The following is a 24843-nucleotide window of genomic DNA, read 5'->3' as shown; positions in this document are numbered from 1 at the left end:
TCGCTGCAGGATGGTCGTCAACCCCTTGTGCCGTACCCTGCTGGCTGTCGTGTCGCTGGCCGTGCTGGCCGGTTGCGCCTCGACATCGCGGGAGAGTGCTTCTCGCGACGTCGAGGCGCCCTATTTTGCCCGCGACCTGCCGGGCCTTCCCGGCGGCTGGGACCCCATGATGTCGCCGGTGGATAATCCGATCCTCGAGGCGCGTCGCCTCGGCAACCCGCCCCCGGCGTTGGTGCGGCAGGCCCTGCTGGCCCAGCACGAGCGCTGGGTGGGCACCCCCTACCGCCTGGGCGGTACCTCCCGGGGAGGGGTCGACTGTTCGGCGCTGGTGCAGAACGTCTTCGAGGAGACCTTCCGGCTCTCGCTGCCGCGCACCACCGGTGAGCAGGTGAGCCAGGGGCATCCCATCGCACGCGACGAGCTGGCCCCGGGCGACCTGGTGTTCTTCCGGCCGCCAGGCACCTACCGCCACGTCGGCATCTATGTCGGCGAGGGCCGCTTCCTGCACGCCTCCTCCTCGCGCGGGGTGATGATCTCGAAGCTCGACAACAGCTACTGGCGTCGCCACTTCTGGCAGGCGCGGCGTGCCCTGGAGCCGACCAACCTGGCCCAGCGCCTGCAGGCCGACGTCGACGCCTGAGGGGGGCAGGGCGCCCGGCATTCAGGGTTCGTCATGATTCGCATACGTAGCGCCGCCTGGTGGCGAGCCACCCTGGCATTGAGCCTGGGGTCGCTGCTGGTCTTCATCAACCTCTACGCGCCTCAGCCGCTGCTGCCCGACCTGCGCGAGGCCTATGGCGTCTCGACGCTGGTGGTGGGGCTGGTCATGTCGCTGGCCACGCTGTCGCTGGCGGCCTCGCTTCTGGTATTCGGTCCGCTGTCGGATGCCATCGGCCGCGCCGGCATCATGCGCCTCAGCCTGCTGGCGGCGGGGCTGCTCTCCCTGGCCCTGGCCCTGGCGCCCAACTTCGAGACGCTGCTGGCCCTGCGCACGCTGCAGGGGTTCGTGCTGGGTGGCCTGCCCGCGGTGGCCATCGCCTGGATGGGGGACGAGTTCGAGCCGGATGCCATGCTGGCCGCCGTGGGGCTCTATATCGGCGCCAATACACTGGGGGGGATCAGCGGGCGCGTGGTGGGCGGTGGCATGGGCGAGCTGGGTGGCAGTGCGGCCGGCTTCCTGACGGTGGGGCTGATCACCCTGGCGGGGGTGGCGGTGTTCTGGAAGCTGCTGCCGCCGTCGCGGGGCTTCACCCCGCGTCGCTTCGAGCTGGCCGGTGCCGTCGCGGATCTCGGCGCCCATCTGCGCAACCCGACCCTGCTCTCGGCGTACCTGCTCGGCGGGCTCAACTTCCTGATCTTCATCAACCAGTACAGCTACATCACCTTCCGCCTGGCCGAGCCGCCCTTCGGTCTCGGCGCCACCCTGCTGGGGCTGATCTTCCTCACCTATCTGGGCGGTACCCTGGGCTCGTCGCTCTCCGGGCGACTGGTGCGCCATCTCTCCCAGCCGGCCTGCATGATGATGGGCATCGCCATCTTCATGGCGGGCACCCTGGTCACGCTGTCCGATAGCCTGCCGCTGATCCTGGTGGGGCTGACCATCAACGCCTTCGGCTTCTTCGTGGCCCACGCCATGGCATCGAGCTGGGTGGGGCGCCATGCCCGCCAGGCCCGGGGCAGCGCCTCGGCGCTCTATCTGGTGTTCTACTATACCGGCGCCAGCCTCGGGGTGTTCTGGCTGGAGCCATTCTGGAACCTCGGCGGCTGGCCGGGGGTAGCGCTGGGTTCCTGGCTGGTGCTGGGGGTGACGCTATCCATCGCCGTCTGGCTGTGGCGACGGCCTCCGGAGGGCGCCGTCGGCAGCTGACACGCCATCCGCCATGCAAAAGGGGCAGCCTCTCGGCTGCCCCTTCACGATGCGGTGACGCTCACTGAGTGGCTCAGTGCTCGTGGCCGCCCTCGCCGTGCACGTGACCGTGCTCGACTTCTTCCTCGCTGGCTTCGCGAACCGAGGCGATCTCGACATCGAAGTTCAGGGTCTGGCCGGCCAGCGGGTGGTTGCCATCGACGGTGACGGTGTCGCCGCCGACCTGGGTCACGGTGACCATCAGCGGACCGCCCTGGGTCTGGGCCTGGAACTGCATGCCGGGCTCGATGCTCTCGACGCCCTGGAAGGCGTCACGCGGCACTTCCTGCACCAGCTGCTCCTGCTTCTCGCCGTAGCCCTCGGCGGGCGTCACGGTGGCATTGAGCTTGTCGCCGGCGGCGCGGCCCTCAAGCTCCTTCTCGAGACCCGGAATGATGTTGCCGGCGCCGTGGAGGTAGGTCAGCGGCTCGCGGCCTTCCGAGCTGTCCAGCACTTCACCTGCGTCGTTGGTCAGGGTGTAGTGGAACGCGACAACGGAATTCTGCGCAATCTGCATTATTGAAGAACCTTTCGGTGAGTGCATGTCGGGGGCATGGTAACGCGACATGCGCATCCTGTCAGGGGCGATGGGGCATTTTCAGGATCGGCGCCACCATCCTGAGTCGCGTTCACCCGCACCGGCGGCGACCTTCGGATGGTTGCGTCGCCCCGGTGCCGGGGCTAACCTAGCGGCCACCCGAATCTTCCAACGACGCTCACTCGAACCCCGGAGACCTCCATGGCCCAAGTCGTGATCTGGCTGATCGCCTTCGCCGCGATCCTCGTTCTCTCCCTCAAGCGCTGGTCCTCGCTGAGTGCTTCACTGGACTGCCTCCTGCCTCGGGCGATGCAGACCGGCGGCGATAACGCCGTGGTCTGGAGCCTGGCGCTGGCCGTGCTCGGTGCCACTACCCTGGTGCGCCCGGTGGACGTCCTGATGACCGCCATCGTGGTGGGTGTGCTGGTGCTGGTCGCCGTCAAGCTGGGTGGCTGGGCGATGAGCAAGGTGGATTTCCACTGAGCCGTTGGCCTGGCCAGTTGGCCAGGCCGCTCGACCCCCCGGAAAGAGCAATAGACACGAAAAGGCCCGCGGATCACTCCGCGGGCCTTTCTCGTTATTGCCGGCCATCGCCCGGTCAGGGCTCAGGCGTCAACGGCCACCGCGCCCTCAGTAGGGGGCGACGGTGATGTTGCTGCCGCTGCCGATCAGGCGCACGCGCTGGCCGACCTGGAAGGCCTGGTCGGCCTTCTGCACCACCACGACATTCATGCCGTCGTCGCGGCGGATCTCCATCTCCCAGGCGCTGACCCGGTTGGCGGACTCCTCGATCTTGCTGCCCGCCACGCTGCCGGCGATGACGCCGGCGGCGGTGGCCAGGGTGCGACCGGAGCCACCGCCCACCTGGTTGCCCAGCAGGCCGCCGATCACCGCGCCGCCACCGGTGCCGACGATGCCGCCGGCGCGGCTGTCGGCCTGCACCTGTACCTGGCGCAGGGCCTGGATGGTGCCGAAGCGCACCGTCTGCTCGGCGCCCACCTGGTTGCTGCTGTAGACGTTGCCACCCATGGGGGCGGTGTTGGCGCAGCCGGCCAGCGTCATGGCGCCGATGGCGAGCACGGGGAGAAGACGTTTCATGGGAATCATGCTTGACCTCCTGGGGCGTTCAACGAGAGCCATGGCTTCGATGACTTCCTGTCGAATGAGCGAACACTGTTCTGTTAGTTCGAGTCTACCCGTGGCCATCACGCTTGGCCAGCGCCGGGCAGGCGAGTGCTGTTCATTCTAGCCCGATAAGATGACAAGAAAAGGGGATATCCAGCGTTGGCCACGGCATCGGCGTAAGCAAAAAGGGGGGAGGCCTGTGCCTCCCCCCGGGGTCTTCGTCTAGTGCCTCAGCATGCTCAGAACTGATTCATGGTGTTGTCCTTGCCACCGGCCTTGAGGGCCGCCTCGCCGTGGAAGAACTCCTTGTGGTCGTCGCCGATGTTGGAGCCGGCCATGTCCTGGTGGCGGACGGTGGCGATGCCCTCGCGGATCTCGCGGCGCTGGACCCCTTCCACGTAGGCCAGCATGCCCTCGTCGCCGAAGTAGCCCTTGGCCAGGCTGTCGGTGGACAGTGCCGCGGTGTGGTAGGTCGGCAGGGTGATCAGGTGGTGGAAGATGCCGGCATCGCGCGAGGCATCGCGCTGGAAGTTGCGGGTCCACTCGTCGGCCAGCTTGGCCAGTTCGGTGGCGTCGTACTCCGGGCTCATCAGCTTGGCGCGATCGTAGGCGGAGACATCCTTGCCTTCTTCCTGCCAGGCGTCGAACACCTGCTGGCGGAAGTTCAGCGTCCAGTTGAAGGACGGGCTGTTGTTGTAGACCAGCTTGGCATCGGGCACCGCCTGGCGGATGCGGTTCACCATGCCCGCGATCTGGCCGACATGGGGCTTCTCGGTCTCGATCCAGATCAGGTCGGCACCGTTCTGCAGGCTGGTGATGCAGTCCAGCACCACGCGGTCCTCGCCGGTACCCGGCTTGAACTGGAAGAGGCCCGAGGCCAGGCGCTTGACCTTGACCAGCTTGCCGTCCTGCTTGATGACCACGTCACCGTTGTTGATGTCCTCGGCCTTCTCGATGACGTCGCCGTCGAGGAAGCTGTTGTACTGGTCGCCCAGATCGCCCGGCTCGTTGGTCACGGCGATCTTCTGGGTCAGGCCGGCGCCCAGGGAGTCGGTGCGCGCGACGATCACGCCGTCATCGATGCCGAGTTCCAGGAAGGCGTAGCGCACGGCATTGATCTTGGCCAGGAAGTCCTCGTGGGGCACGGTGACCTTGCCGTCCTGGTGGCCGCACTGCTTCTCGTCGGAGACCTGGTTCTCGATCTGGATGCAGCAGGCACCCGCCTCGATCATCTGCTTGGCCAGCAGGTAGGTGGCCTCGGCGTTGCCGAAACCGGCGTCGATATCGGCGATGATCGGCACCACGTGGGTCTCGTGGTTGTCGATCGCCTTCTCGAGTTCGCTGGCCTTGGCGCTGTCACCCGCCTGACGGGCCTCTTCCAGTTCGCGGAACAGGTGGTTGAGCTCCCAGGCATCGGCCTGGCGCAGGAAGGTATAGAGTTCCTCGATCAGGCCGGAGACGGCGGTCTTCTCGTGCATGGACTGGTCAGGCAGCGGGCCGAACTCGGAGCGCAGGGCGGCGACCATCCAGCCGGACAGGTAGAGATAGCGGCTCTTGGTGGTGCCGAAGTGCTTCTTGATGGAGATCAGCTTCTGCTGGCCGATGAAGCCGTGCCAGCAGCCCAGCGATTGGGTGTACTGGGCGCTGTCCGCGTCGTAGGCCGCCATGTCGTCGCGCATGATCTTCGCGGTGTACTTGGCGATGTCCAGGCCGGTCTTGAAGCGGTTCTGGGCACGCATGCGGGCGACGTTCTCGGGGCTGATGTCCGCCCACTTGCCCTGCATGGCTTCACGAAGCTGGGACAGTGCCTTGATATCTTCCTGGTATGACATGGGGCCATCCTCTCTCGGGGAAATCGCTCGGGTGTTGGTCGCTTGCCGGTGCCTGTCGATGCTGCACCTGCGAAGTGAGATCAGGGTCATCGATCGAAGGCGGCCTGTCTCTGCTGCCTTGGTCGAATGCTGGCGGATTTGAAACAAATGTATGAGGCCGGCCGTGAAAGGAGCCTGAAACACGCGTTTGCTCACTCGCCTTGACCAGCACTATGGCCCATGGCGGCGGGACACAACAATCGCCCCTTAGGGTAAGGCAGGGTTGTAGCTCGACTACAGGAAGCCACCGTGAGGGGGCTTCCTGTAGTGGTATTTCGTTTGAAGGCGGGAGGGGTGACTCAGCTGTCACCCAGCAGCAGGCGCATATTGCGATGCGGTATGCCGGCGTCGAGGAACTCCGGGCCATGGGCCTCGAAACCGAGTCGGGCGTAGAACGCGAGGGCGTGGGTCTGGGCGGCGAGCGCCACGGCGGAGTGGCCATGGCGGCGGGCCGCCTCGATGGCGGCGCGCATCAGGGCGACGCCGATCCCCTGGCCGCGGGCCCAGTCGAGCACCGCGACCCGGCCGATATGGGCGTCCGGCAGCAGGCGGGCGGTGCCCACCGGCCGACCATCCTTGAGGGCAAGGAAGTGGTGACAGTCGCCGTCGCGGCCGTCCCACTCCTCCTCGCGGGAGACGCCCTGCTCCTCGATGAAGACGACGCGACGGATCTCGGTGGCCTCGGGCCCGAGCGCCTCCCAGCTTCCCTCGCGAATCTCCAGCTTGGCTTCTTGCATGACATTCCTTCCCGTGCTCGGGGCTGATCCGGCGGCAGGCCGCTACTCTTCGAACTCATCCGCCCAGGCCAGGCTGCCGGCGTCGAGCAGTGCGGCGAGCAGCACCTCGGCCCCCTCATGGGCCAGCACCTCGGCGTCCAGCGCCGCCTCGGAGGCGATCAGCCGGGCCAGCGGCGGCGTGCACTCGGCACCATCGCCATCGGCAAACAGGGTGGCGCGACCCTCGCCCAGGGCGTGCCAGGCGAAGCGCGAGCCCGGGGTGCGCACCAGTTCTTCGCCCTGTTGTAGTGCGGCGACAAGGGCCTCCGGGGCGGTGGGCGTCTCGTTGGCCACCAGCTGGTCCGCGTACTTGGGCTGGGTCATCACCCGGCCGAACCACTGGGCCAGTCGGGACGGATCGTCGAGGGTGTCGAGGATCAGGTGGCGCATGCGTTCGACGGCCGCCGCGTCCAGCTCACCGGGGTCGGCGGGCGGGGCCATGCCGGCGTCGGCGTAGCGCAGCGAGTCGGGGAGCTTGTCGCCCAGGAAGTCGGCGAAGGAGACCAGGGCCTCGTCGGCCGAGGGGGCCCGGAAGCCCACCGAGAGGGTCAGGCAGTCGTCGGACTGGCTGACGCCATGGTGCGCCCAGCCCGGTGGCAGGTAGAGCATGTCGCCGGGCTCCAGCACCCAGTCGTCGCCGGCTTCCACCTCGAAGCGCTCGAGGATGCGCAGATCGATGCCGGGGATGATCGGGGCATCGTCGTCGACCCGGCCGCCCAGCTGCCAGTGGCGGCTGCCCATGCCCTGGAGCAGGAAGACGTCGTACTGGTCGACGTGGGGGCCGACGCTGCCCCCCGGGGGGGCATAGCTGATCATGACGTCGTCGAGGCGCCAGCGGGGCAGGAAGGCGAAGCGCTCGAGCAGCTCGGCGACCTCGGGTACATAGTGGTCCACCGCCTGCACCAGCAGGGTCCAGTCGCGCTCGGGGAGGGCGGCAAAGGTCGCCTCACTGAAGGGACCGTGGCTGACCTGCCAGGGACCCTGCTTACCGTGCTCCTCGACCAGGCGCGCCTCGATGCCCTCCTCGCAGGCGAGTCCGGCGAGCTCGTCGGGGGAGAGCGGACACTGGAAGTCGGCGAAGGCGCCGCGGATCAGCACCGGCTTCTGTTGCCAGTAGTCGCGCAGGAACTCGGCGGCGCTCAGGCCGCCCAGCATGGCCAGCGGGGTCGCGGCGCTCATAGGCTCCTCGCCTGCTCGGTGGCGTTGCCGATATAGGTGGCCGGGGTCAGCGCCTTGAGTTCGGCCTTCACCGCCTCCGGCAGTGCCAGGGTATCGATGAAGGCGGCAAAGCCGGTCTGGTCGATGCGCTTGCCGCGGGTCAGTTCCTTGAGCTTCTCGTAGGGCTTCTCGATGCCGTAGCGGCGCATCACGGTCTGGATCGGCTCGGCGAGCACCTCCCAGCTGGCGTCGAGGTCCTCGGCGATGCGCGCCGGGTTGGCCTCGAGCTTGCCGATGCCCTTGAGGGCGGCCTCGTAGGCGATCAGGCCGTAGGCCAGGCCCACGCCGAGGTTCCTGAGCACCGTGGAGTCGGTGAGGTCGCGCTGCCAGCGGGAGATCGGCAGCTTCTGGGCCAGGTGGCCGAGGATCGCGTTGGCAAGCCCCAGGTTGCCCTCGGAGTTCTCGAAGTCGATGGGGTTGACCTTGTGGGGCATGGTCGAGGAGCCGATCTCGCCCTCGACGGTGCGCTGCTTGAAGTAGCCCAGCGAGATGTAGCCCCAGACGTCGCGATCGAAGTCGATGAGGATGGTATTGAAGCGGCACACCGCATCGAACAGCTCGGCGATGTAGTCGTGGGGCTCGATCTGGGTGGTGTAGGGGTTGAAGGTCAGCCCCAGCCCCTCGACGAAGGTGCGGGCATTGGCCTGCCAGTCCACCTCGGGGTAGGTGGTCAGGTGGGCATTGTAGTTGCCCACCGCCCCGTTGATCTTGCCCAGTATCTCCACGCCCTCGATCAGCCTGAGCTGGCGACGCAGGCGGTAGGCGACGTTGGCCATCTCCTTGCCCAGGGTGGTGGGGCTCGCCGTCTGGCCGTGGGTGCGCGAGAGCATCGGTAGGTCGGCGTGCTCATGGGCGAGGCGCGCGACCTGGTCGGCCACCTCGTGCATCGCCGGCAGCAGGGCCTTGAGGCCATCGGTCAGCATCACGCCGTGGGAGAGGTTGTTGATATCCTCGCTGGTGCAGGCGAAGTGCACGAACTCGCCGATGGCGTGGAGCTCAGGCACCTCGGCGATGCGCTCCTTGAGGAAGTACTCCACCGCCTTGACGTCGTGGTTGGTGGTGCGCTCGATGGTCTTGATGCGCTCGGCATCCTCCACCGAGAAGTCGCGGATCAGCGCCTCCAGGAAGGCGGTGGCCTGGGCGGAGAGCGGCGGCACCTCGGTGATGCCGGGCAGCTCGGCCAGGCGCTGCAGCCAGCGGACCTCGACGATGACCCGGGCACGGATCAGGCCGAACTCGCTGAAGTGCTCGCGCAGGCGTTCGGCCTTGGCGCCGTAGCGGCCGTCGACGGGGGACAGGGCGGTCAGGGCGGACAGGGAGAGCGAAGAGTGCGGCTGGGCTTGCATGGGCGTGTTCCGGTTCGTGAAGGCGTTGTGCATCGTAGGGAAGGGCGGCTCAGGCGAGCCGATCCAGGGACTTCTTCAGGGCACCGCGCTGGGCGATCAGCTTCCAGCGTCGGCCGCCCTGCTGGTGCCAGAGCAGGGCGAAACGGATGCCGGCCAGCAGGCAGGCGCGTACCCGCTCCGGCATCATGCGGCTCTGCAGCAGCGAGGGGTCGCCCTGGACCACGAGTCGGGTCTTGAAGGTGGAGAGCGTCTCCTGGTAGGCCTCGCCGAGGCTGGCGATGACGTTCTCGTGGGTCGCGCCGAAGTGCTCGGCCTGGCCCTGGATGCGGGTCAGCTTCTCGCCCAGGGCATCCATCATGGTCGTATTGCGACGCAGTTTGTTCATCAGCAGCAGCAGGGTGAAGCCGTAGCGCAGCACCACCGGGTTGGCCTGCCGGCGGCCGATCACTCCTTCGAGTACCTCCAGGCCGCGGCGCAGGTTGTTGGGGTGACCGCCGTAGATCGCCTCGAAGCTCTCGGGGGCGGTGTCCAGGGTGGCGCGGATCAGGGTGTCCCAGGCGCGCGGGTCGACCTGGCCGGTGCGGGCCAGCTCGTCGACCAGGCTGGCGGCCTGGAAGACCCCGGCCAGCGCCAGGGCCTGGCGGGTGGTGGGGTCGTCGGGGGCGCGGTGGATCGGTGTGGAGGCGGTCATGCGGCGACCTCCGCGGCGTTCCAGGTCTCGCGGATGACGCCGCCGCCCAGGCAGATCTCGCCGTCGTAGAGCACCAGTGACTGCCCGGGGGTGACGGCGCGCTGGGGGTCGTCGAAGAGCACCTCGACGCCGCCATCCTCGAGGGTCCGGAAGGCACAGGGCACGTCGGCCTGGCGGTAGCGGGTCTTGGCGGTAAGCCGCCCCTCGCTCATCGGCGCCTCGCCGGCCACCCAGTCCATGGCCTCGGTGGCCAGCGAGTCGGTATAGAGCAGCGGGTGGTGCTTGCCCTGGACGGCGACGAGCACGTTACGCGCGAGGTCCTTGGCGGCCACGTACCAGGGCGCCTCGGGGTGATGGGCGAGCCCGCCGATGCCGAGCCCCTGGCGCTGGCCCAGGGTGTAGTACATCAGGCCCATGTGCTCGCCGATCACCTCGCCCTCGGGGGTCTCGATTACCCCGGGCTGGGCCGGCAGGTACTGCTGGAGGAAGTCGCGGAAGCGCCGCTCGCCGATGAAGCAGATGCCGGTGGAATCCTTCTTCCTGGCGGTCACCAGGTCGTGGCGCTCGGCGATGGCGCGTACCTCGGGCTTCTCCAGTTCGCCCACCGGGAAGAGGGTGCGGGCGATGGCGGCCTCGGGCACGGCGTGCAGGAAGTAGCTCTGGTCCTTGTTGGCATCGAGGCCCTTGAGCAGCCGCGGACGACCGTGGCGGATGCCGGCCCGGACATAGTGGCCGGTGGCGATCTTCTCGGCACCCAGCATCTCGGCGTACTCCAGGAACACCTTGAACTTGATCTCGCGGTTGCAGAGGATGTCCGGATTCGGCGTGCGCCCGGCCTGGTACTCGGCCAGGAAGTGCTCGAAGACGTTGTCCCAGTACTCGGCGGCGAAGTTGGCGGTGTGCAGCCGGATGCCGAGCTTCTCGCACACGGCCTCGGCGTCGGCCAGGTCTTCCTTGGCGGTGCAGTATTCGGTGCCGTCGTCCTCATCCCAGTTCTTCATGAACAGGCCTTCGACCTGATAGCCCTGCTCGAGCAGCAGCAGGGCGGAGACGGAGGAGTCGACGCCGCCGGACATGCCGACGATCACCTTGCCTGGGGTGGCGGTCATGGGCGCCCTCGGAATCGGTGTGACGTAAATGGGGCGAGATTATACCTGAAGATGGCGCCGGGCGCCGAGAGCCGAGAGCTCAGCGTTCGTGGATCACGTCCATGGGGTAGAAGCGCCCGGCCAGGGCGTCGCGGATGCGGCGCAGTACCAGCGGGCTGCGCAGGCGCCCCTCGCGCTCCAGCGCCTCGATCTGCTCCAGGGTCAGCCAGTGCGCGGCGTGGATGGCCGGGTCCAGGTCGTTGCCCATATGCGCCAGCGCCATGCCGAGGAAGGCGTGGCTGTGGAAGGTCAGCCCATCCCGGGCCTCATGGACGTACATGCCGAGATAGTCGCTGATGCCGACCCGCCAGGCGGTCTCCTCCTCCACCTCGCGCAGGACGGCATCGCGGATGCGCTCGCCGGGCTCCAGGTGGCCGGCGGGCTGGTTGAACAGGGTCTGCGGGCCGCCACGATCCTCTTCCACCATCAGGAAGGCCCCGGCGCGCTCCACCACGCAGGCCACGGTCACATAGGGGTGCCAGCGGCTCATCGTCTGCCTCCTCGCTTGTCGGTGGGTCTCTTGCCGGCGGGCCCGCGGCGGGATCCGCGAGGCTGCCCGGTGGTGTGGCGGTTGGCCGACGGGGCGTGCAGCGTCTCGCGGCGCCATTGCCCCGGGGCCAGCCCGTCCAGCCGCCAGGGGCCGATGGCCACCCGCACCAGGCGCAGGGTCGGGTGGCCCACGTGGGCGGTCATGCGCCTGACCTGTCGGTTGCGCCCCTCGCCGATGGTCAGCTCCAGCCAGGTAGTCACGGGATGGCGCTTCGGGTCCAGTGGCGGGTCGCGCTCGGGCAGGCCGCTGTTCGCCAGGCGGCGCACCTTCGCCGGCAGGGTCATGCCGTCGCCGAGCGTCACGCCCTCGCGCAGTGCCTGCAGGGCGTCATCCCCGGGGGAGCCCTCCACCTGCACCCGGTAGGTCTTGGGCTGCTTGTGGCGCGGATGGCTGATGCGGTGGATCAGCTCGCCGTCGTCACTGAGCAGCAACAATCCTTCCGAATCGTGGTCGAGGCGACCGGCGGGGTAGATGCCGGGCACGTCGATGACATCGGCCAGGGTGGCGCGCGGCCCCCTGTCGCCGTCCTCGCGGTCGGTGAACTGGGACAGCATGCGGTAGGGCTTGTGCAGCAGATAGAGAGTGCTCATGGGGCAAGCTTACCGGCAAGCCGGGCGGGATGGCAGGGGGAGCCGGGCGGCGCGTCAGCCTTATTGCGCATACGCCGACGCGGGGTCGCTGGTATAATGCGCACGCTCGCCGGGAGTGCCCTTGACGTTCCGGGGCCTGCCGAGACTCCGCCACCGGGTCGATGCCGAGCGCATCCTCGCCGAATCACAACCTGGGGAGAGCATGCCGGGGTCCCCCGTTCCAGTCATCGTGAGCGCGCTAGCGATCCCGTTTCTTGCTACCGCAGCGACCAGAGAGATCAACGCCAACATGTCAAAAACGCCGAAGATTATCTACACGTTCACCGACGAAGCGCCTGCGCTGGCGACCCATTCGTTGCTGCCGATCATCGACGCCTTCACCGACGCCGCCGGCGTCGAGGTCGAGACGCGGGACATCTCCCTGGCGGCCCGGATTCTCTCCCAGTTTCCCGATTACCTGAGCGACGACCAGCGCGTCGAGGATCACCTTGCCGAACTGGGCGCCCTGGCCAAGACGCCGGAAGCCAACATCATCAAGCTGCCCAATATCAGCGCCTCCATGCCGCAGCTGCGGGCCGCCATCAAGGAGTTGCAGGGCCAGGGCTACCCGCTGCCGGACTACCCGGATGAGCCGGAGAGCGACAAGGAGAAGGACATCAAGGCGCGCTACGGCAAGGTCATGGGTAGCGCCGTGAACCCGGTGCTGCGCGAGGGTAACTCCGACCGCCGCGCGCCCCGGGCCGTCAAGGAGTATGCCCGCAAGTATCCCCACCACATGGGGGAGTGGAGTCAGGCCTCGCGCAGTCACGTCTCCCACATGCATGAGGGCGACTTCTACGATGGCGAGAAGTCGATGACGCTGGATCGCGCCCGCAGCGTGAAGATGGAACTGATTACCGCCAGCGGCGAGACCCGGGTGCTCAAGCCCCGTGTCGAGCTGCAGGAAGGCGAAGTCATCGACAGCATGTTCATGAGCAAGAAGGCGCTGCTGGCCTTCTACGAGCGGGAGATCGAGGACGCGCGCAAGACCGGCGTGATGTTCTCGCTGCACGTCAAGGCGACCATGATGAAGGTCTCGCACCCCATCGTGTTCGGCCACTGCGTCAGGATCTTCTACAAGGAGGCCTTCGAGAAGCATGGCGCGCTGTTCGACGAGCTGGGCGTCGACGTCAACAACGGCATCGCCAACCTCTATGAGAAGCTTGACACCCTGCCCGAGGCCCAGCGTGACGAGATCGTTCGCGACCTGCACGCCTGCCACGATGAGCGCCCGGAGCTGGCCATGGTCGATTCGGCACGCGGCATCACCAACTTCCACTCGCCCAGCGACGTGATCGTGGACGCCTCGATGCCGGCCATGATCCGCGCCGGCGGCAAGATGTACGGCGCCGATGGCCGCATGAAGGACGTCAAGGCGGTGATGCCGGAGTCCACCTTCGCCCGCATCTACCAGGAGATGATCAACTTCTGCAAGTGGCATGGCGCCTTCGATCCGGCCACCATGGGCACCGTGCCCAACGTCGGCCTGATGGCCCAGAAGGCCGAGGAGTACGGCTCCCACGACAAGACCTTCGAGGTGCCGGAGGCGGGCGTGGCCAATATCACCGACCTGGAAACCGGCGAGGTGCTGCTCACCCAGAACGTCGAGGAGGGCGATATCTGGCGGATGTGCCAGGTCAAGGACGAGCCGATCCGCGACTGGGTCAAGCTCGCCGTGAACCGCTGCCGCGACTCCGGCATGCCGGCGGTCTTCTGGCTCGACCCCTATCGCCCCCACGAGAACGAACTGATCAAGAAGGTCAGGGCCTACCTCCAGGAGCACGATACCGAGGGCCTGGATATCCAGATCATGTCCCAGGTGCGTGCCATGCGCTACACCCTGGAGCGTGTGATCCGTGGCCTCGACACCATCTCGGTGACCGGCAACATCCTGCGTGACTACCTCACCGATCTGTTCCCGATCCTCGAGCTCGGCACCAGCGCCAAGATGCTCTCCATCGTGCCCCTGATGGCGGGTGGCGGCATGTTCGAGACCGGGGCCGGTGGCTCGGCGCCCAAGCACGTGCAGCAGCTCCTCGAGGAGAATCACCTGCGCTGGGATAGCCTCGGCGAGTTCCTGGCCATGACCGCCTCCCTGGAGCATCTGGCCAAGACCTTCGGCAACTCGCGCGCGACCCTGCTGGCGGATGCGCTGGACAAGGCGACCGGCCGCTTCCTCGAGAACAACAAGTCACCGTCGCGCAAGGTCGGCGAGATCGACAACCGCGGCAGCCACTTCTACCTGGCGCTGTACTGGGCCCAGGCGCTGGCCGCCCAGGACGAGGACGCCGCGCTCAAGGCGCTGTTCGCTCGCCTGGCCGAGACCCTGGAGGCCAACGAGGCGACCATCCTCGAGGAGCTGAATGGCGTCCAGGGGCAGCCGGTGGATATCAAGGGTTACTACCATGCCGACGCCGAGCTGGCCCGTGCGGTCATGCGTCCCAGCAAGACCCTGAACGACGCCCTGGCGCTGGTCGCCAAGGGCTGAGGGCTAGCGCCCCAGGGTAGTGCGTCCTCCCCCCCCCCGGGAGGCCCCTTCGGCCCCCGTCCACCGCCCGGTGGACGGGGGCCGTTTGCGTTATGTCGAAGGGGGGTGTCATGGGCCGGGTGGGGTGGACGATGCTATACTTCGCGCTCCAATGAACAGACCACTACAGGGGAGTTCTCAATGGGATTCCAGAAGATTGTCGTTCCCGAAGGCGGCCAGAAGATCACCGCCAACGCCGACAACAGCCTGAGCGTGCCGAACGAGCCGATCATCCCGTTCATCGAGGGCGATGGCATCGGTGTCGATGTCACCCCGGCCATGAAGATCGCCATCGACGCCGCCGTGCAGAAGGCCTACAACGGCGAGCGCAGGATCCATTGGATGGAGGTCTACGCCGGCGAGAAGGCCACCCAGGTCTATGATGCCGACACCTGGCTGCCGGAAGAGACCCTGGAGGCCGTCAAGGACTACGTCGTCTCCATCAAGGGGCCGCTGACCACGCCGGTGGGCGGTGGCATTCGCTCCCTGAATGTGGCCCTGCGCCAGAAGCTGGACCTCTACGTCTGCCAGCGCCCGGTGCGCTGGTTCGAGGGCGTGCCGAGCCCGGTGAAGAAGCCCGGCGACGTCGACATGGTCATCTTCCGCGAGAACTCCGAGGACATCTACGCCGGCATCGAGTGGAAGGCCGGCACCCCGGAGGCCGACAAGGTGATCAAGTTCTTCCGCGAGGAGATGGGCGTCACCAATATCCGCTTCCCGGAGAACTGCGGCATCGGCGTCAAGCCGGTCTCCGTCGAGGGCACCAAGCGCCTGGTGCGCCAGGCCCTGCAGTACACCATCGACAACGACCGCGAGTCGCTGACCCTGGTGCACAAGGGCAATATCATGAAGTTCACCGAGGGGGCCTTCAAGGACTGGGGCTACGAGCTGGCCAGGGAGGAGTTCGGTGCCGAGCTGCTCGACGGCGGCCCCTGGATGACCATGAAGAACCCCAGGACCGGCAAGGACATCGTCATCAAGGACGTCATCGCCGACGCCATGCTGCAGCAGATCCTGCTGCGTCCGGCCGAGTACGATGTGATCGCGACCCTGAACCTCAACGGCGACTACCTCTCCGACGCCCTGGCGGCCGAGGTGGGTGGCATCGGCATCGCGCCGGGCGCCAACATCTCCGATACCACCGCCATGTTCGAGGCGACCCACGGTACCGCGCCGAAGTATGCCGGTCAGGACAAGGTCAACCCGGGCTCGCTGATCCTCTCCGCCGAGATGATGCTGCGCCACATGGGGTGGGTCGAGGCGGCCGACCTGGTGCTCAAGGGCATGGAGAAGGCCATCTCCCGGGGCGAGGTCACCTATGACTTCCATCGCCTGATGGACGATGCCAAGCTCCTCACGTGCTCCGAGTTCGGTCAGGCCGTCGCCGACAACATGTGAGTCGCGACGACGCTGGACCCGGGCCCCTGTCCGCTGTCAGGCGGGCGGGGGCCCTTGCGTTGAGGCGTCCTGGTATCGACCCCAGGCGGTGAACCCTGCCGGCGGCGCGACGTCCAATCGTGGTCGAGACGATCGATGGCTGCCGGCTTGTCTAGATGGATAGTGGCCCCTATGTTCATGAATGATGTGGTGTGCGGCATGACGCGCCCCCCTGCGCCGGGGGAGGAGGACGGCGACCTGGCGGTGCAGAGCGCCGAGCCTGCGCTGGCGACGCCGCCAATGTACAAGGTGGTGTTGCACAACGATGACTTCACCCCCATGGAGTTCGTGGTGGAGGTGCTGCAGTCCTTCTTTCACCTGGATAGCGAGACCGCAGTGCAGGTGATGCTGACGGTGCATACCCAAGGCAAGGCGACCTGTGGCATCTTTACCCGTGACATCGCGGAAACCAAAAGTCATCAGGTCAATCAATATGCTAGAGAGTGTCAGCATCCGCTGCTGTCGGATATCGAAGCGGCGGACTGACCCCCCGGACATGGTCGCGACGGGTGTGACATCGGCCGCCGTTGGTGAGCGAGCTTGCAACGGTGGCGTTTGTACCCGATGTTGATGATGCCGGACCGAGAAAGATCCGACGCAATGCCCTGGGCGGCAAGAAGGGGACTGCCATGCTGAGCAAAGAACTTGAACTGACCCTGAACACGGCCTTCACCGTGGCGCGCTCCAAGCGCCACGAGTTCATGACCGTGGAGCACCTGCTGCTGGCGCTGCTCGATAACGCCTCGGCGGCCGATGTGCTGCGCGCCTGCGGGGCCAACCTCGACAAGCTGCGGTCCGACCTGCAGGACTTCATCAACTCCACCACGCCGCTGATTCCCGAGGATCATGCCGACCGCGAGACCCAGCCGACCCTGGGCTTCCAGCGCGTGCTGCAGCGTGCGGTGTTCCACGTGCAGTCATCCGGCAAGAGCGAGGTGACCGGCGCCAACGTGCTGGTGGCGATCTTCTCCGAACAGGAGAGCCAGGCGGTCTACTTCCTCAAGCAGCAGAACGTGGCGCGTGTCGACGCCGTCAACTATATCGCCCACGGCATCTCCAAGGTGTCGGGCCATGACCAGGCGCCATCCTCTTCATCGTCCGAATCCGACGAGGCCGAGGAGGGCGGCGAGACCGCGTCCAACCCCTTGACCGGTTATGCCACCAACCTCAACGAGCAGGCCCGCATGGGCAAGATCGACCCGCTGATCGGCCGCGAGCACGAGCTGGAGCGGGTGGTGCAGATCCTCGCCCGGCGCCGCAAGAACAACCCGCTGCTGGTGGGTGAGGCCGGCGTGGGCAAGACCGCCATCGCCGAGGGGTTGGCCAAGCGCATCGTCGAGGAGGACGTGCCCGAGGTGATCGGCGACGCCGTGGTCTACTCGCTGGACATGGGCGCGCTGCTGGCTGGCACCAAGTATCGCGGCGACTTCGAGAAGCGCCTCAAGGCGCTGCTGGCCGAGCTGCGCAAGCAGCCCAACGCCGTCCTCTTCATCGACGAGATCCATACCGTGATCGGCGCCGGGGCGGCCTCCGGTGGGGTGATGGATGCCTCCAACCTGCTCAAGCCGATGCTCTCTTCCGGCGAGTTGCGCTGCATCGGCTCCACCACCTTCCAGGAGTACCGCGGCATCTTCGAGAAGGACCGCGCCCTGGCCCGTCGCTTCCAGAAGGTCGACGTGCCGGCGCCCTCGGTGGATGACACCATTCGCATCCTCAAGGGATTGCGCTCGCGCTTCGAGGAGCACCATCAGCTCAAGTACACCGATGGTGCCCTGGAGAGCGCGGCGCGCCTGGCGGATCGCTATATCAACGACCGCCATCTGCCCGACAAGGCCATCGACGTGATCGACGAGGCCGGTGCCCACCAGCGCCTGCTGCCGCCGGAGGTGCGCGTCGACACCATCGACACCGATCAGGTCGAGGCGGTGGTGGCCTCCATCGCGCGGATCCCGCCAAAGAGCGTCTCCAGTTCCGACCGCAAGCTGCTGGCCAACATCGATCGCGACCTCAAGATGCTGGTGTTCGGCCAGGACGAGGCGATCGACAGCCTGTCGGCGGCGATCAAGCTGTCGCGGGCCGGCCTAAAGTCGCCGGACAAGCCGGTGGGCAGCTTCCTGTTCGCCGGCCCCACCGGGGTGGGCAAGACCGAGGTGGCTCGCCAGCTTTCGCATATCATGGGCATCGAGCTGGTGCGCTTCGATATGTCGGAGTACATGGAGCGTCATACCGTGTCGCGGCTGATCGGCGCGCCTCCCGGCTACGTCGGCTACGATCAGGGCGGGCTGCTGACCGAGGCGATCACCAAGCAGCCGCACTGCGTGCTGCTGCTCGACGAGATCGAGAAGGCGCATCCCGAGGTCTTCAACCTGCTGCTGCAGGTGATGGACCACGGTCGGCTCACCGACAACAACGGGCGTGAGGCGGACTTCCGCCACGTGATCCTGATCATGACCTCCAACGCCGGGGTCGAGCAGGCCACGCGGCGCTCCATCGGCTTCCAGACCCAGGATCACTCCACCGACGCCATGGAGGTGATTCGCAAGACCTTCTCGCCGGAATTCCGCAATCGCCTGGACGGCATCATCCAGTTCCACTCCCTGCCGACCTCGGTGGTGCGCAGCGTGGTCGACAAGTTCCTGGTGGAGCTGCAGGCCCAGCTGGACGAGAAGCGTGTCCAGCTCGACGTGGACGAGGAGGCTCGCGCCTGGCTGGCGGAGCAGGGCTATGATCCGGACATGGGGGCACGGCCCATGGCACGCCTGATCCAGGAGAAGCTCAAGAAGCCGCTGGCGGAGATGATCCTGTTCGGCGAGCTTTCCGAGCACGGGGGGCTGGTCCACGTCAGCGTGGAGGAGGGCGAGTTGCACCTCGAGACAGAATCGGAAATGGCCGACGCGCCCTGATCGGTCGGGCGTCAGCCCGCCGATCATCCACGCCACAGCGCCCTGTCTAGAGACGGGGCGTTGTCGTGTCGGCGTCAGGGGAGGTCGAGTCGCTCGACCGCCGGGATCAGCGGGAGCGGTAGACGATGCGACCCTTGGTCAGGTCGTAGGGAGTCAGCTCTACCTTGACCTTGTCGCCGGTCAGGATGCGGATGTAGTTCTTGCGCATCTTGCCGGAGATATGCGCGGTCACCACGTGTCCGTTCTCGAGCTCGACGCGGAAGGTGGTGTTGGGAAGGGTGTCGACGATGACGCCTTCCATCTCGATATGGTCTTCACGTGCCATATAGGCGATTCCTCGCGGTTGGTTAATCACGACACACGGGCCGGCGTGGCCCCTGGGTACAAGAATAGCGCGGTATTGTGCCGCATGCCGGCCTGCAAGGCAAAGAAAGGGCGGTTACCGTCACGCGGGAATCAGCCGCCGCCAGCGGCGACCCTCCAGGCGCTCCAGCGGCTGGAAGGACTGTTTGTAGGCCATCTTGCGGCATTCGCGGATCCAGTAGCCCAGGTAGACATGGGGCAGCTCGCGACGCCGCGCCAGGTCGACGAGGCTGAGGACCGCGTAGGTGCCCAGGGAGCGCCGCTCCAGGCTCGGCTCGGGGTCGAAGAAGGTATAGATCGCCGAGAGGCCGTGTTCGAGCTGGTCGAAGGCCGCAACCGCCACCAGGCGTCCCGCCAGGCGGAGTTCGAGCAGTCGGGCATAGGGCTGGTCGAGGGTCAGGAAGGTGCGGTACTGCTCGTGGCTCGGCGGATACATGTCGCCATCGGCATGGCGGGTGCGGATGTAGTGCGCGTAGAGGGCGTAGTGCTCGGGGTCGAAGATGGCCGGCCGCAGATGTAGGGTCAGGTCGGCATTGCGCCGCAGTAGTCGCCGTTGCGTGCGGTTGGGCGAGAACTCCGCCACCGGGATGCGCACCGAGATGCAGGCGCTGCAGCCCTCGCAGTGGGGGCGATAGAGGTGCCGGCCGCTGCGCCGGAAGCCGAGCAGGGCCAGGGCGTCGTAGACGCCCTGGCCGGGCGACTCCTGGGGATCCAGGAACAGCGTGGTCGCTTCCTGCCCCTCCAGGTAGCTGCAGGCATGGGGCACGGTGAGGAAGAATCGCAGGTCCCGGGTCGGCTGGCGGGGGGTGTTGCTGCTCACGGTGGCTCTCCCTGGCTCAGGGCGGTCAGTCGGAATCGCTGGCAGGCCCGGCGAGGGGCGCGAAGGACCAGCAGGCGGGTACCCAGCGGTCGCCCGATGGGGGATCATCACCGGGGCTGCCCAGCCACTCTTCAAGATAGTCGATGAACGTTTCCCGGGCGATATCCCGGGCGCCCAGGCTGGCCAGGTGACGGGTGTGCATCTGGCAGTCGATCAGCCGGCCGCCGCCCGCGGACATCGCGGCGGCCAGCCTCACCAGGGCGACCTTGGAGGCGTCCGGCTCCCGGGAGAACATCGACTCGCCGAAGAACACCGGCCCCAGGGCGACGCCGTAGAGCCCGCCGACCAGGGCGCCGTGCCGCCACACCTCGACCGAATGGGCCGCACCGATGGCGTGCAGGCGAGCATAGGCGGTGCGCATCTCGTCGTCGATCCAGGTGCCCGGCTGCCCCGCCCGGGGCGCCGCGCAGGCCGCCGTCACGGCGTCGAACGCGCGGTTGGCGGTGACCGTGAAGCCGCCATTGCGCAGACGCTTGGCCAGGCTGCGGCGTACCCGGACCTCGCCGGGAAACAGCACCATACGCGGGTCCGGGCTCCACCACAGGACCGGCTGGTCGTCGCTGAACCAGGGAAAGATGCCGCGCCGGTAGGCGGCCAGCAGCCACTCGGGAGCGAGTGTTCCACCGGCCGCCAGCAGCCCGTCGGGGTCGCGCAGCGCCTCGCTCACGGGGGGGAATTGCACGGGGGAGGGGGGCAGCCAGGGCAGCATGGCGTCGGCATCCTTGCGGTGGAGGGAGCAGTTTGCCGCCCGCGGCCCCGGCGCTCAAGGCGTGGCCACTGTGATGCGGTGCCTTCGCTCGGGTATGATTGGCGCCACGCATTCGCATGGCGCCAGGCGTGGCGCAAGGGGGATGACCAGTTGAGTGTCGATAAGCAGACCGGGTCGCGCCAGGCCGCGTCGCGGCGAGATCGCGCGACCAATGCCAGGGAATCGGCGAAACGCTTCGGGGTGAAGCTGCAGGGAGCGGCGCGCGAGGGCGTGGTGATCGTGCTGCTGGCGGCCTGTGTGTTCCTGCTGCTGGCCATGTTCAGCTACGAGGGAGCCGATCCCGGCTGGTCGCGCAGTGGTCCCGAGACCGAGGTGGCCAACTGGATGGGGCCGGTGGGTGCCTGGTTGGCCGATGTGCTCTATTCGCTGTTCGGCGTCAGCGCCCTGTGGTGGCCGGGCATGCTGGGCTTTGCCGCCTGGCGGCTGCTGCGTTCACGTCAGGTGCAGCTGGTCTGGGATGCCACGGCGCTGGCGGTGCGCGGCGGCGGGCTGATCCTGTTGCTGCTGGGGACCACCACGCTCGGTGCGCTGCACTTCTACCGCCCGGAAGGCCCGTTGCCCTACTCCACGGGCGGTATCCTCGGTGAAGGGCTGGTGGGGGCCCTGCTGCCCATGGTGGGCGTTGGCGGCAGCGGCCTGCTGGCGCTGGCCGCCCTGCTCTGCGGCTTTCCCCTGTTCAGCGGGATCTCCTGGTTCAGCGTGATGGATGAGCTGGGACGTGGTGCGCTGCGCCTGTGGGGCTGGGTGGCAGGGCGTTTCGCCTTCACCCGCGAGGAGGCCGCGTCGCCAGCCGAGGGCAAGGCGACCAGGGACGCAGCCGCCGAAGCGACCGAAGCGGACGCAACGGCGGCGGAGCAGAGCGCCGTGCGACCGCGCCGGTGGCAACGCTGGCTGCCAGGGCGTCGCGCGGGTCAGCCCGCCACGTCGGCCGGGACCGCGACACGCCACGAGCCCGGCTTCGGTGACGATGGCAGCACCGAGATTCCCTGGGAGGTGCCCGAGCGGACACCGTCGGCCAAGCAGCCCGGGGCTGCCTATGCGGCCCGTGGGTCCGCCCCTTCTTCTGCCGCACCAGCCGCCGCCCCCTCTTCCCCGGCACGTTCTGGCACGGCCGATGGCCCAGGCGTGGCTGCTGGCGCCGCCGCGGGGGTTGCCGCCGGCACGGCTCGCGCTGCCAGTCAGGGCGCCGGCGTAGCCGATACTGCCGCGGAGCCGTCTGGCGCCGACAATACGTCGCCGTCAGCCGCTGCCCGCGCTTCCGAGACCGGGCAGCTGACGCCGACGCGGGTGCCGGAGAGTGTGCCCGAGCCCATGCTGCCCGATGACGATGAGCCAGCGGCGGCCTGGCACGGGCCGGCCCTCAGGGCCAGTCGCGATGACGAGGCCCCGGTAGTCGAGCCGAGCCGAGTTGCCGAGGCGCCGGAGGAGGGGCGCGTTGCCCCCGCGGCGGCGAGCCAGGGGCCGAAGCCGGCCGGCAACGAGCGTCGCGAGCCGTCCCTGAGCGGCGGCCACCTCGACGGCGATGGCACGGACGATGATGAGCCGAGGCTTACCTGGGACGAGCCGGCGGTGGCCGAGGAAGCCGAGGCGCCCGCGGCCGTGACCGAGGCGCCGGAATCCGACTCCCCTGCGCGGCTTCAGCCGCCCGAGCCCGAGCAGCTGCTCGACGCCGATGAGCCGGACACGCCGCGTGTGGCCACCGCCGAGCAGGCCAGGGAGGCCACCGAGGAGGAGGGCATGCGGCTGTGGACCGTGGAGCACCTGCAGAACCAGCGCCCGGTGCTGGATGACCTGCCCGAGCCCGATGGTGAGTTGCCCAGCCTGCGCCTGCTCACCCCGCCGGAACCCCAGAAGCAGAACTACTCTGCCGACCAGCTCGCCGAGATGGCCGAACTGCTGGAGGTCCGCCTGCGCGAGTACGGCGTCAAGGCCGAGGTGGTCGACACCTGGCCGGGCCCGGTGATCACGCGCTTCGAGATCAAGCCTGCCGCCGGCGTGAAGGTCTCCAAGATCAGCAACCTGGCCAAGGACCTGGCGCGCTCGCTGATGGTCAAGAGCGTGCGCGTGGTGGAGGTGATCCCCGGGCGGCCCACGGTGGGCATCGAGATCCCCAACCCACACCGCGCGATGATCCGCCTGCGCGAGGTGATCGACTCTGATCGCTACCAGCAGGAGGCCTCGGCGCTGACCATGGCGCTGGGCCAGGACATCGGCGGTGGCCCGGTGGTGGCCAACCTCGGCAAGATGCCCCATCTGCTGGTGGCCGGTACCACCGGCTCGGGCAAGTCGGTGGGGGTCAACGCCATGCTGATCTCCATGCTGCTCAAGGCGACCCCCGACGAGCTGCGCTTGATCATGGTCGACCCCAAGATGCTCGAGCTCTCCGTCTACGACGGCATCCCGCACCTGCTGGCGCCGGTGGTCACCGACATGAAGGAGGCCGCCAACGCCTTGCGCTGGTGCGTGGCCGAGATGGAGCGGCGCTACAAGCTGATGGCCGCCATGGGGGTGCGCAATATCGCCGGCTTCAACGCCAAGCTCGACGAGGCCGAGCGGGCCGGCGCCCAGGTGGCCGACCCGCTGTGGGAGCCGCAGCCCTGGGAGATGCACCAGACCCCGCCGGTGCTCGAGAAGCTGCCCTATATCGTGGTGGTGATCGACGAGTTCGCCGACATGTTCATGATCGTCGGCAAGAAGGTCGAGGAGCTGATCGCGCGTCTGGCCCAGAAGGCTCGCGCCGCCGGCATCCATCTGATACTCGCCACCCAGCGCCCCTCGGTGGACGTGGTGACCGGCCTGATCAAGGCCAACATTCCCACCCGCATGGCCTTCCAGGTCTCCTCGCGGGTCGACTCGCGCACCATCCTCGATCAGGGCGGCGCCGAGAACCTGTTGGGCCACGGCGACATGCTCTACCTGCCCGCGGGTTCCGGCATGCCGTCCCGGGTGCATGGTGCCTTCGTCGACGACGACGAGGTGCACCGGGTGGTGGAGGACTGGAAGCGTCGCGGCGAGCCCGAGTATATCGAGGAGATCCTCTCCGGCGGCGTCTCCGCCGAGGCGCTTACCGGGCTGGAGGCCGAGGGGGGGGAGGGCGATGACGCCGAGCAGGATGCCCTCTACGATGAGGCGGTGGCCTTCGTCACCGAGTCGCGGCGCGCCTCCATCTCGGCGGTACAGCGCCGCTTCAAGATCGGCTACAACCGTGCCGCACGCCTGGTGGAGGCGATGGAGATGGCCGGGGTGGTCTCCACCATGGGCACCAATGGCGCCCGCGAGGTGCTGGCACCGCCGCCGGCCGGCGGCTAGCCGGATGTCGCCACTTGGCGACATTGGCGCCTAACCATGCAGCTACCATGAAGGCGCCGCCGGGGACGCAACCCGGCGGCGCATGCGGGGTCCGAGTGACAGGATTCCATCGGAACCGTCCAGGGAGACAGACATGACAGTGAAGAAGACCCTCGCCACCCTCGCCGTTGGCCTCGCCATGCCGCTATCGGCCCTGGCCAGCGAAGGCGCCGAGCGGCTCAGTCGCATACTGGAGCCGATGCAGACCTATGAGGCAGTTTTCGAGCAGCAGATACTCGATGCCGGCGGCGAGCGGCTGCAGGAGGCGCGCGGCAGCATGTGGCTGTCGCGGCCCGGCAGGTTCCGCTGGGAGGTGGATGCCCCCTATCGGCAGTTGGTGGTCTCCGACGGCGAGGACGTTGTGCTCTACGATCCCGACCTGGAGCAGGCGACCGTGCAGGCGCTGGACCAGCGCGTGACCCATACCCCGGCCCTGTTGCTCTCCGGCAGCGCCGATGAGCTGGTCGATAGCTTCGACGTCACGCGCAGCCAGCAGGGCAGCGCCGAGCGCTTCACCCTGCTGCCGAAGGACCCCGACACCCTCTTCGAGGAGCTGGAGATGACCTTCCGCGGTGAACGCCTGATCGGCCTGGAGATGCTCGACAGCACCGGCCAGCGCACGGCCATCGCCTTTCGCGACGTGCAGATGAACCAGGCCATCGAGGATGCACGTTTCGACTTCCAGATTCCGGATGGCACCGACGTGATTCGCGACACGCACTGAGGCCTTCGGCCAGCAGCAAGCCATCAGGAGCAAGCCTCAAGGAACCCCTTGGTTTGCTCCTTTTCACGTCTGATGGGCAGGCTGCCTTGCCCCT

At 67.6% G+C, this 24843-nt stretch carries 22 protein-coding genes; 9 read left to right on the top strand and 13 right to left on the bottom strand.

Translation table 11 applies throughout. The features are described from left to right. Positions 1–10 precede the first annotated feature (10 nt). Positions 11–640 (top strand): C40 family peptidase, encoded by a 630-nt coding sequence (locus RAN53_RS06500; protein ID WP_305795998.1) that lies wholly within the window; start codon positions 11–13, stop codon positions 638–640. Positions 641–673: 33 nt separating this feature from the next. Further along, the gene (locus RAN53_RS06495; RefSeq protein ID WP_305795997.1) at positions 674–1867 is read left to right on the top strand and encodes an MFS transporter; all 1194 of its coding nucleotides are present in this window, start codon (positions 674–676) and stop codon (positions 1865–1867) included. Positions 1868–1940: 73 nt separating this feature from the next. On the opposite strand, the gene RAN53_RS06490 is transcribed toward RAN53_RS06495, so the two are convergent. Continuing rightward, positions 1941–2423, bottom strand: coding sequence for an FKBP-type peptidyl-prolyl cis-trans isomerase (locus RAN53_RS06490; protein WP_161432474.1), 483 nt, complete (start codon positions 2421–2423; stop codon positions 1941–1943). 222 nt (positions 2424–2645) lie between these two features. On the opposite strand from RAN53_RS06490, the gene RAN53_RS06485 reads away from it, so the two are divergent. Continuing rightward, positions 2646–2927 (top strand): hypothetical protein, encoded by a 282-nt coding sequence (locus RAN53_RS06485; protein WP_305795996.1) that lies wholly within the window; start codon positions 2646–2648, stop codon positions 2925–2927. Between the two features lie 147 nt (positions 2928–3074). Here the strand turns inward: RAN53_RS06485 and RAN53_RS06480 are convergent, their stop codons facing one another. From RAN53_RS06480 to RAN53_RS06440, 9 genes are all read right to left on the bottom strand, one after another. Further along, positions 3075–3542 carry a glycine zipper 2TM domain-containing protein gene (locus tag RAN53_RS06480; protein ID WP_305796080.1) on the bottom strand — a complete coding sequence of 156 codons (468 nt, stop codon included), beginning with the start codon at positions 3540–3542 and terminating at the stop codon, positions 3075–3077. A 266-nt stretch (positions 3543–3808) separates the two neighbouring features. After that, positions 3809–5401 (bottom strand): isocitrate lyase, encoded by a 1593-nt coding sequence (locus RAN53_RS06475; protein ID WP_305795995.1) that lies wholly within the window; start codon positions 5399–5401, stop codon positions 3809–3811. 338 nt (positions 5402–5739) lie between these two features. After that, positions 5740–6177 (bottom strand): GNAT family N-acetyltransferase, encoded by a 438-nt coding sequence (locus RAN53_RS06470; protein ID WP_305795994.1) that lies wholly within the window; start codon positions 6175–6177, stop codon positions 5740–5742. Between the two features lie 42 nt (positions 6178–6219). Next, positions 6220–7395, bottom strand: coding sequence for a cupin domain-containing protein (locus RAN53_RS06465; protein ID WP_305795993.1), 1176 nt, complete (start codon positions 7393–7395; stop codon positions 6220–6222). Continuing rightward, positions 7392–8780 (bottom strand): adenylosuccinate lyase, encoded by a 1389-nt coding sequence (purB, locus tag RAN53_RS06460; protein WP_305795992.1) that lies wholly within the window; start codon positions 8778–8780, stop codon positions 7392–7394. The genes RAN53_RS06465 and purB overlap by 4 nt, the downstream gene beginning before the upstream one ends. A 49-nt stretch (positions 8781–8829) precedes the next feature. Further along, on the bottom strand, positions 8830–9471 hold the full coding sequence (gene hflD / locus RAN53_RS06455; RefSeq protein ID WP_305795991.1) for a high frequency lysogenization protein HflD: 642 nt from the start codon (positions 9469–9471) through the stop codon (positions 8830–8832). Continuing rightward, a complete protein-coding gene (gene mnmA / locus RAN53_RS06450) occupies positions 9468–10580 on the bottom strand; it encodes a tRNA 2-thiouridine(34) synthase MnmA (RefSeq protein WP_305795990.1) in 1113 nt (370 codons plus the stop codon). The genes hflD and mnmA overlap by 4 nt, the downstream gene beginning before the upstream one ends. 79 nt (positions 10581–10659) lie before the next feature. Further along, positions 10660–11109: an NUDIX domain-containing protein gene (locus tag RAN53_RS06445; protein WP_305795989.1), complete on the bottom strand. Its 450-nt coding sequence runs from the start codon at positions 11107–11109 to the stop codon at positions 10660–10662. Then, positions 11106–11759 carry a pseudouridine synthase gene (locus RAN53_RS06440; RefSeq protein WP_305795988.1) on the bottom strand — a complete coding sequence of 218 codons (654 nt, stop codon included), beginning with the start codon at positions 11757–11759 and terminating at the stop codon, positions 11106–11108. Before RAN53_RS06440 ends, RAN53_RS06445 begins: the two co-directional genes overlap by 4 nt. 289 nt (positions 11760–12048) lie before the next feature. On the opposite strand from RAN53_RS06440, the gene RAN53_RS06435 reads away from it, so the two are divergent. The 4 genes from RAN53_RS06435 (at position 12049) to clpA (ending at position 18665) form a co-directional block, all read left to right on the top strand. After that, the gene (locus RAN53_RS06435) at positions 12049–14286 is read left to right on the top strand and encodes an NADP-dependent isocitrate dehydrogenase (RefSeq protein ID WP_305795987.1); all 2238 of its coding nucleotides are present in this window, start codon (positions 12049–12051) and stop codon (positions 14284–14286) included. A 180-nt stretch (positions 14287–14466) separates the two neighbouring features. Next, entirely contained in the window at positions 14467–15723 is a 1257-nt protein-coding gene (icd, locus tag RAN53_RS06430; RefSeq protein WP_305795986.1) for an NADP-dependent isocitrate dehydrogenase, read from the top strand. 198 nt (positions 15724–15921) lie between these two features. After that, positions 15922–16248, top strand: a complete 327-nt coding sequence (clpS, locus tag RAN53_RS06425; RefSeq protein ID WP_305795985.1) for an ATP-dependent Clp protease adapter ClpS — start codon at positions 15922–15924, stop codon at positions 16246–16248. A 143-nt stretch (positions 16249–16391) separates the two neighbouring features. After that, on the top strand, positions 16392–18665 hold the full coding sequence (gene clpA / locus RAN53_RS06420) for an ATP-dependent Clp protease ATP-binding subunit ClpA (protein ID WP_305795984.1): 2274 nt from the start codon (positions 16392–16394) through the stop codon (positions 18663–18665). Positions 18666–18771: 106 nt separating this feature from the next. Here clpA and infA read toward each other — a convergent pair whose 3' ends face one another. The 3 genes from infA to aat all read right to left on the bottom strand — a co-directional run bounded on the left by infA (position 18772) and on the right by aat (position 20617). Further along, positions 18772–18990, bottom strand: a complete 219-nt coding sequence (gene infA / locus RAN53_RS06415) for a translation initiation factor IF-1 (protein ID WP_027961652.1) — start codon at positions 18988–18990, stop codon at positions 18772–18774. A 120-nt stretch (positions 18991–19110) separates the two neighbouring features. Further along, positions 19111–19848 (bottom strand): arginyltransferase, encoded by a 738-nt coding sequence (locus RAN53_RS06410; protein WP_305795983.1) that lies wholly within the window; start codon positions 19846–19848, stop codon positions 19111–19113. A gap of 25 nt (positions 19849–19873) precedes the next feature. After that, on the bottom strand, positions 19874–20617 hold the full coding sequence (gene aat / locus RAN53_RS06405; protein ID WP_305795982.1) for a leucyl/phenylalanyl-tRNA--protein transferase: 744 nt from the start codon (positions 20615–20617) through the stop codon (positions 19874–19876). Between the two features lie 150 nt (positions 20618–20767). Here aat and RAN53_RS06400 point away from each other — a divergent pair, with 150 nt between their 5' ends. Beyond that, the gene (locus RAN53_RS06400; RefSeq protein ID WP_305795981.1) at positions 20768–23986 is read left to right on the top strand and encodes a DNA translocase FtsK; all 3219 of its coding nucleotides are present in this window, start codon (positions 20768–20770) and stop codon (positions 23984–23986) included. 133 nt (positions 23987–24119) lie between these two features. Beyond that, complete coding sequence (gene lolA / locus RAN53_RS06395; protein ID WP_305795980.1) at positions 24120–24749, top strand: outer membrane lipoprotein chaperone LolA; 630 nt, start codon at positions 24120–24122, stop codon at positions 24747–24749. Positions 24750–24843: the final 94 nt, after the last annotated feature.

The organism is Halomonas sp. SSL-5, from assembly GCF_030708455.1.
In the GTDB taxonomy this organism is placed as follows: Bacteria; Pseudomonadota; Gammaproteobacteria; order Pseudomonadales; family Halomonadaceae; genus Halomonas.
The sequence above is the reverse complement of the archived record's forward strand: the minus strand, read 5'-3'. Positions and strand labels throughout refer to the sequence as shown.

What these genes read in the sequence shown, in the direction of transcription:
- RAN53_RS06480 (WP_305796080.1), bottom strand. Translation starts at nt 3,542, where the DNA reads ATGAAACGTCTTCTCCCCGTGCTCGCCATCGGCGCCATGACGCTGGCC.
- mnmA (WP_305795990.1), bottom strand. Translation starts at nt 10,580, where the DNA reads ATGACCGCCACCCCAGGCAAGGTGATCGTCGGCATGTCCGGCGGCGTC.
- RAN53_RS06495 (WP_305795997.1), top strand. Translation starts at nt 674, where the DNA reads ATGATTCGCATACGTAGCGCCGCCTGGTGGCGAGCCACCCTGGCATTG.
- infA (WP_027961652.1), bottom strand. Translation starts at nt 18,990, where the DNA reads ATGGCACGTGAAGACCATATCGAGATGGAAGGCGTCATCGTCGACACC.
- RAN53_RS06445 (WP_305795989.1), bottom strand. Translation starts at nt 11,109, where the DNA reads ATGAGCCGCTGGCACCCCTATGTGACCGTGGCCTGCGTGGTGGAGCGC.
- icd (WP_305795986.1), top strand. Translation starts at nt 14,467, where the DNA reads ATGGGATTCCAGAAGATTGTCGTTCCCGAAGGCGGCCAGAAGATCACC.
- RAN53_RS06440 (WP_305795988.1), bottom strand. Translation starts at nt 11,759, where the DNA reads ATGAGCACTCTCTATCTGCTGCACAAGCCCTACCGCATGCTGTCCCAG.
- RAN53_RS06490 (WP_161432474.1), bottom strand. Translation starts at nt 2,423, where the DNA reads ATGCAGATTGCGCAGAATTCCGTTGTCGCGTTCCACTACACCCTGACC.
- RAN53_RS06470 (WP_305795994.1), bottom strand. Translation starts at nt 6,177, where the DNA reads ATGCAAGAAGCCAAGCTGGAGATTCGCGAGGGAAGCTGGGAGGCGCTC.
- RAN53_RS06485 (WP_305795996.1), top strand. Translation starts at nt 2,646, where the DNA reads ATGGCCCAAGTCGTGATCTGGCTGATCGCCTTCGCCGCGATCCTCGTT.
- lolA (WP_305795980.1), top strand. Translation starts at nt 24,120, where the DNA reads ATGACAGTGAAGAAGACCCTCGCCACCCTCGCCGTTGGCCTCGCCATG.
- RAN53_RS06500 (WP_305795998.1), top strand. Translation starts at nt 11, where the DNA reads ATGGTCGTCAACCCCTTGTGCCGTACCCTGCTGGCTGTCGTGTCGCTG.
- hflD (WP_305795991.1), bottom strand. Translation starts at nt 9,471, where the DNA reads ATGACCGCCTCCACACCGATCCACCGCGCCCCCGACGACCCCACCACC.
- clpA (WP_305795984.1), top strand. Translation starts at nt 16,392, where the DNA reads ATGCTGAGCAAAGAACTTGAACTGACCCTGAACACGGCCTTCACCGTG.
- RAN53_RS06475 (WP_305795995.1), bottom strand. Translation starts at nt 5,401, where the DNA reads ATGTCATACCAGGAAGATATCAAGGCACTGTCCCAGCTTCGTGAAGCC.
- RAN53_RS06465 (WP_305795993.1), bottom strand. Translation starts at nt 7,395, where the DNA reads ATGAGCGCCGCGACCCCGCTGGCCATGCTGGGCGGCCTGAGCGCCGCC.
- RAN53_RS06435 (WP_305795987.1), top strand. Translation starts at nt 12,049, where the DNA reads ATGTCAAAAACGCCGAAGATTATCTACACGTTCACCGACGAAGCGCCT.
- aat (WP_305795982.1), bottom strand. Translation starts at nt 20,617, where the DNA reads ATGCTGCCCTGGCTGCCCCCCTCCCCCGTGCAATTCCCCCCCGTGAGC.
- purB (WP_305795992.1), bottom strand. Translation starts at nt 8,780, where the DNA reads ATGCAAGCCCAGCCGCACTCTTCGCTCTCCCTGTCCGCCCTGACCGCC.
- clpS (WP_305795985.1), top strand. Translation starts at nt 15,922, where the DNA reads ATGACGCGCCCCCCTGCGCCGGGGGAGGAGGACGGCGACCTGGCGGTG.